We start from the raw sequence: 5,865 nt of genomic DNA, 5'->3' as shown, positions 1-5,865 counted from the left end.
GTCGCGCCCGACGAGCGCCGTGACCTCGCGGCGGCGGTTGCGGTAGCCATCGCGGGCTACGTGGTGGCGCTGTTCTTCTTCGACGGGTTCTCGTTCATCCAGACCCTCCTCACCTTCTTCCTGTTGCTCGCGGCCGGGTCGTGGGCACTCGCCGGTGAGCGGTTGCCGCGCTGGGAGGAGCGACGGGCGAAGCGGGTGCTCGAGCGTGAGGTGGAGCCGGTATGAGTCCCGAGTTGAGCGTTGTGATCCCGGCCCACGACGAAGAGCGCGTGCTGCCACGGCTGTTGGCGAGCCTGGTCGACGCGCGCCTCGAGGTCATCGTGGTCGCCAACGGGTGCTCGGATGCCACGGCCGACGTCGCACGCGCGGCGGGGGTGCGCGTCGTCGAACTGGCGGAAGGCTCGAAGGTCGCGGCACTCGATGCCGGCGATGCGGCAGCCTCGGTGTTCCCGCGCGCCTACGTCGACGCCGATGTCGAGGTCGACGCTGAGGCCCTCCTGGCCGTCGCCGACCGGCTTCGCGACGGGCCCGAACTCGTCGCGTCGCCGCGCCTGCACCTCGAGCTGAGCGGCGCGAGCTGGCCGGTGCGGGCGTACTACGCGGTGTGGGAGCTCAGCTCGTTCCGACGTCGCGGCCACATCGGTTCGGGGGTCTACGTCCTGTCGGCTGAGGGACGCGAACGGTTCGGTGCCTTCCCGCGGGTGATCGGCGACGACCGCTTCGTGCAAGGGCTGTTCGGGCCCGCCGAGCGGGTGACGGTCGAGGCCGCCGAGTTCATCGTGCGTCCGCCGCGCACCCTCGGCGCCCTGCTCGCCCGCGGCGCCCGGATCGCGGCGGGAAACCGCGAGTTGCAGCGTGCCGGCCTCGCCGGGCACGCTCCGACCCGGGGTGCCTCGCTGCGCGAACTGGTCACCGCCGTCGCACCCCGCCCCGCCCTGTGGGGGCCGTTCCTGGTGTACGTCGCGGTGCAACTGCGCACCGCCGCGCTCGCCGAACGGAAACTGCGCGTCGCCGATGGGGTCTGGGACCGCGACGAAACGAGTCGCCGATGACCGCGCCGACGGTGCCAGCGACCCCGGATCTCGCACACCGCGCCAGCCGCGGCACCCTCGTGACCGTCGGGGCGCAGTGGTCGCGTACGGCGCTGCAACTCGTCTCCACCGTCGTGCTCGCGCGACTGCTCGCACCCGCCGACTTCGGCCTGATCGCGATGGTGATGGCCATCGTCGGGGTCGCCGATCTCATCCGCGAGTTCGGGCTGAGCGGAGCGATCGTGCGTCTGCGCGAGATCGACGCCGCGATGTGGGCCGCCATCCATCGCTTCTCGCTCGCTCTCGGCATCCTCGCCGGCGGACTCGCCGCGGCATCCGCTCCGCTCATCGCCGCACTGTACGACGAGGAACGGCTCATCGGACTGACCCTTGCTCTCGCGCCGCTCGTGCTCCTGAACAGTGTTGCCATGCCCCTGCAGGCGGCGCTTCAGCGCGACCTGCGTTTCGGCACGATCGCGCTCGTCGAGATCGTCGCGTCCGTGATCGGGGTCGCTGCCGCGATCACGGCGGCGGCGATGGGTGCCGGAGTCTGGTCACTCGTCCTGCTGCCCGGGATTTCGGCGGTCGTGCGGCTCGTCGGCTTCCTCGTCATCCGCCGCCCGCCGCTCGCGCGCGCCCGACCGTGGCGCGAACTGCGCGCGGTCGTCGGCACCGGGGGCAGCATCTTCGGCGTCGAGTTGCTCAACTACGCGGCCCGCAACCTCGACAACGTGCTCGTCGGGCGGGCGCTCGGCCCCGCCGTGCTCGGCGTCTACACCCGCGCGTACGCGCTGCTCATGTTGCCGATCAGCCAGCTCAACGGGCCGCTGGCGCGCGTCGGGCTGCCGGTGCTCTCCCGGTTGCGGGACGACGAGGATGCCTACCGCCGCTACGTGCGCGCCGCGATGCTGGTCATCGCGTACGCCGCCATCCCGACGTTCGCGCTGCTTGCGGCGCTCGCCGGGCCGCTGGTGCTGGTGCTGTTGGGCGATGCGTGGACGGCTGCGGCACCGATCTTCGCCCTGTTGGCAATCGCCGGAGCCGCCCAGGCGCTCGGCAACGTCTCGGGCTGGCTGTACGTGTCGCTCGGGCGGGCGCATCGCCAACTCGTGTACTTCGCCGCGACGAAGCCGCTCGTCATCGCTGCGTTCGTCGTCGGCCTGATGTGGAACGGAGTGCACGGTCTCGCCCTGCTCTACGGTCTCGTCTCGTGCGCGTTGCTCGTGCCGGGTTTCCTCCTCGCGATCCGGGGCACGTTCGTGACGGCGTCGGACGTGTTCCTTCCGGTGCTGCGGCCGGTGTTGCTCGCCCCGTTCGCGTTTGCGGCGGCGGCCGCGGTCTCGGCGCTGCTCGATGCCGCGCCGCTCTTGGCACTCGGGGCGGGGTCCCTCGCGGGGGTCTCGGTGTTCGCCGGCGCGCTGCTCATTCCCGCCTATCGCCGCGACGCCGCACGGATCGCCCACGTGATCTCACGGGCCAGGAGGTCTCGATGAACCGCACCGCTCGGGTCTTCACCCTGCCGATCACTCTCGTGTTGGCCGTGCTCGCGGGCTGCGCCTCGCAACCCGAGCCCCGCGACGACGCAGCCGGCGTCACTCGGCATGCCGCGGCCGGCGGCAGCGGTTCGGTCTGCTCGGTTGAGCAGCCGTGTGCGCTCGCCGATGCCATCGCGCGAGCCGGCGAAGGCACGGTACTGCTCGCAGCCGGCGACTACGGCGACCTCGAGCTCGGGGGCGGCAGTTCTCAGGCCGTGGTGCGCACAGATCAGGTCGTGATCGAACCGCTCGACGGAGCCGAGGTCGTCGTCGGCAAGCTGACGCTGGAACTCCCGGCGACCACGTGGCGCGACGTGACCTTCACCGGCGGGATCTACCTCGACACCCCGGCGACGGGCACCGTGCTCGACGGCATCCACGTCGACGGGTCGGGCGTGTTCGTGCACGCCGCCAACGTGACGATCCGCGACTCGGTGATCGAGAACGGCACGTCGATCGACGGCATCCAAATCGGTGGGGCGCGAAACGTGACGATCGAGCATTCCACGATCCGCGGCTTCGGGCAGGGGCCGGGCAGTGACGTGCACTCCGACTGCGTTCAGATCTTCGACAGTTCGGAGGTGGTGTTGCGCGGCAACTACCTGGGCAATTGCGACAACGCGGCGCTGATCTTCTCGCCGGGTGGCGATGAGGGCATCAGTGACGTGCTCGTCGAAGCCAACCGCATCCAGGGGTGCGTCGCCGAGACCGAGCGCTGCAGCGGCGGCACCGCTTTCGACCTGCGCGACGTCACCGCCATCACGGACGTCGTCGTGCGAAACAACACGATGCTCGACGGGTCGGTCATGGTCGACCCCCTCGACGGGCTCGTGTTCGATCGCAACATCGTCGACTACGCGTCGAACTGTGCGATGCCGATGACCAACACGATCGTCGCGTCCTGGAACACCGGGAACTGCGACAGTCCCGATGCGCTCGGCCGGGACGGGAATCGTCAGGGGGAGGTGCGAGTCCGGGATCGACAAAGCGGTGATCTCGGGCTGGTGGATCCCCAGGACGCGGCGATCGAGCCTTCGGGGGCTGGGGCACCCGCCTCGGCTGGATTCGATGGGGAATCCCTGCCTGCCGATCAGGCGGGAGCCGGGGGGTGACCCGCCGCGACGGGCAGCTCGAACTCGTGGATGTTGCGGGCGTCGACGTTGCGGCGTGGAACCCGGTGCGCGGCACCGGCCGCTGGGGGCAGCCCGTGCCCGTCGGGCGCCCGTTGAGCAACTTCGGCGACCTGCTCGGCCCGGTGATCGTGCGCGAACTGGTCGCGCAACTCAGGCTCGCCCCCGCGACCCGGCGGCACCGGCTTTTTGCGGTCGGCTCGGTGCTGCACTTCGCGCTTGCGGGCGACGTCATCTGGGGTGCGGGTCGCAACGCGAAGGCCGAACCGCCGCTGGAGGGGCTCGACGTGCGTGCCGTGCGGGGACCACGCACCGCAGCCGGATACCCAGGAGCTGTCGTCGGCGGCGACCCGGCGCTCCTGCTCGGTGGGTTGCGTCCCGACCTGCTCGTCGATCCCGCGCGTCGGTCGGGTGTCACCGTGGTGCCGAACCTCAACGAGCTCTCACAGGTGCGTGATCGTCGCACTGTCGTGTCGCCGCGAGCGCCGCTGAATCGGGTGCTTCGCACGCTGGCGCGCAGCACCCTCGTGGTCGGCTCCTCCCTGCACGCGGTCATCGTGGCCGAGGCACTCGGCGTACCCGCGCGCGCGGTGCGGGCGGTTGCGGAACCTGGGTTCAAGTACGAGGACTACTACCTCGCCACCGGTCGAGATCCGGATGAGGTCGTCGCGGCCGATGTCGAAGAAGCGTTGGAACGCGGGGGCGCTCCCGCGCCGGTGTGGGACCCCGGGCCGCTGCTCGAGGCGTTTCCGACCGAGCTGTGGACGGGGGGGCCAGTTCTAGACGGCCTCAACCGCATCGCGGAACGAACCCGAGAGGCTGCTGGGCGTTCGCGGCAGGACCCCCGAACAGGGGTGACGACAGGATGAACCGGGCGTAGCGTAGAAGTCGGGTTTCACGAATCGACGGGGAGAGGTCAATCGTGGGAAAGCATGTGCTCATCAGTCCGCGCCGACGCGTGCGGGCGTTCGTGCCCGCTGCGACGGCGCTCGCGCTCGGGATCGTCGTAGCGGGTGCCACCGCTGCACCGGCCATCGCGCACGGCCCCGGTGACGACAACGGGGGCGGCTGGCACGGCGGCGGCTCCGACGACGGCGGATGGGACGGTGGGGGAGACTGGGGTGGTTGGGGCGACAACCCCGACGATGCGCCGCCAGCTCCTGCTCCCGCCCCTCCGGCACCCGCTCCCGCCCCGCCCGCTCCCGCCCCGCCCGCGCCGGCTCCCGCTCCGCTTGCTCCGGCACCGCCGGCTCCCGCCCCGCCGGCCGAGGCGGCATCGGCACCTCAGGCGACCGCTGTCGTCACCCCCGCGGTCGCCCCTCTGCAGACGGTCGCAGTGGGCACCGTGACCAAGGCGCAAAAGTCGACGGCTTCCGCGTCGGACGAGATGGATACCGCCGCCATCGCAACGGGGGTGGCGCTCGCCGCCGCGTCCGGCTTCGGTGCCCTCCTGGTGCGGGCGCGGCGTGGTCGGTTGAGCTAGCCGGTTTGAGCGAGACTTCCGAATAGGATGGGGTGTAATCCCTCCGTTACTTTCTAGGGAGTTCCCGCATGCCCGCCATCGTCATCATCGGCGCCCAGTGGGGCGACGAAGGCAAGGGCAAGGCGACCGACCTGCTCAGCAGCCGGCTCGACTATGTCGTCAAGTTCAACGGCGGCAACAACGCCGGCCACACCGTCGTCATCGGCGACGAGAAGTACGCGCTGCACCTGCTGCCGTCCGGCATCCTGACGCCCGGCGTCGTGCCGGTGATCTCGAACGGTGTCGTCGTCGACATCGAGGTGCTGTTCGAAGAGCTCGACGCACTCAGCGCGCGCGGGGTGGATGTCTCGAGGCTCCTGGTGAGCGCGAACGCCCACGTCATCACCTCCTACCACCGCACCATCGACAAGGTCACGGAGCGGTTCCTCGGCAAGCGTCAGATCGGCACCACCGGCCGCGGCATCGGACCGGCGTACGCCGACAAGATCAACCGCGTCGGCATCCGTATCCAAGACCTGTTCGACGAGAACATCCTGCGCCAGAAGGTGGAGGGTGCCCTGCACCAGAAGAACCACCTGCTGGTGAAGATCTACAACCGTCGCGCGATCGCGGTGAACGAGGTCGTCGACGAGCTGCTGACCTACGCCGAGCGGCTGCGTCCGATGGTCGCCGACACCGCGCTGCTG

At 70.4% G+C, this 5,865-nt stretch carries 7 protein-coding genes; all 7 read left to right on the top strand.

Annotated elements, in window-relative coordinates; all coding sequences use genetic code 11:
* On the top strand, nt 1-225 hold a 225-nt coding region (locus tag RMO30_RS05185), incomplete at its 5' end, for a hypothetical protein (protein WP_309710389.1).
* Nucleotides 222-1,052: a glycosyltransferase gene (locus RMO30_RS05180; RefSeq protein ID WP_309710388.1), complete on the top strand. Its 831-nt coding sequence runs from the start codon at nt 222-224 to the stop codon at nt 1,050-1,052. The genes RMO30_RS05185 and RMO30_RS05180, both read left to right, overlap by 4 nt.
* Nucleotides 1,049-2,524, top strand: a complete 1,476-nt coding sequence (locus tag RMO30_RS05175) for a lipopolysaccharide biosynthesis protein (RefSeq protein ID WP_309710386.1) — start codon at nt 1,049-1,051, stop codon at nt 2,522-2,524. Before RMO30_RS05180 ends, RMO30_RS05175 begins: the two co-directional genes overlap by 4 nt.
* Complete coding sequence (locus tag RMO30_RS05170) at nt 2,521-3,678, top strand: right-handed parallel beta-helix repeat-containing protein (protein ID WP_309710384.1); 1,158 nt, start codon at nt 2,521-2,523, stop codon at nt 3,676-3,678. Before RMO30_RS05175 ends, RMO30_RS05170 begins: the two co-directional genes overlap by 4 nt.
* Nucleotides 3,675-4,565, top strand: a complete 891-nt coding sequence (locus RMO30_RS05165) for a polysaccharide pyruvyl transferase family protein (RefSeq protein ID WP_309710382.1) — start codon at nt 3,675-3,677, stop codon at nt 4,563-4,565. The genes RMO30_RS05170 and RMO30_RS05165 overlap by 4 nt, the downstream gene beginning before the upstream one ends.
* Nucleotides 4,566-4,618: 53 nt before the next feature.
* The gene (locus RMO30_RS05160; RefSeq protein WP_309710380.1) at nt 4,619-5,179 is read left to right on the top strand and encodes a hypothetical protein; all 561 of its coding nucleotides are present in this window, start codon (nt 4,619-4,621) and stop codon (nt 5,177-5,179) included.
* A 68-nt stretch (nt 5,180-5,247) separates the two neighbouring features.
* A partial coding sequence (locus RMO30_RS05155; protein ID WP_309710378.1) for an adenylosuccinate synthetase occupies nt 5,248-5,865 on the top strand: 618 nt, incomplete at its 3' end.

Origin of the sequence: Pseudolysinimonas sp. (genome assembly GCF_031389465.1) — a bacterium.
Taxonomy (GTDB): domain Bacteria; phylum Actinomycetota; class Actinomycetes; order Actinomycetales; family Microbacteriaceae; genus Pseudolysinimonas_A.
Note: the sequence above shows the minus strand (reverse complement) of the source record. Positions and strands in the feature narration are given on the sequence as shown.

Excerpts from the sequence above, each read along its gene's own strand:
- RMO30_RS05180 (WP_309710388.1), top strand. The coding sequence starts at position 222 with ATGAGTCCCGAGTTGAGCGTTGTGATCCCGGCCCACGACGAAGAGCGC.
- RMO30_RS05175 (WP_309710386.1), top strand. The coding sequence starts at position 1,049 with ATGACCGCGCCGACGGTGCCAGCGACCCCGGATCTCGCACACCGCGCC.
- RMO30_RS05170 (WP_309710384.1), top strand. The coding sequence starts at position 2,521 with ATGAACCGCACCGCTCGGGTCTTCACCCTGCCGATCACTCTCGTGTTG.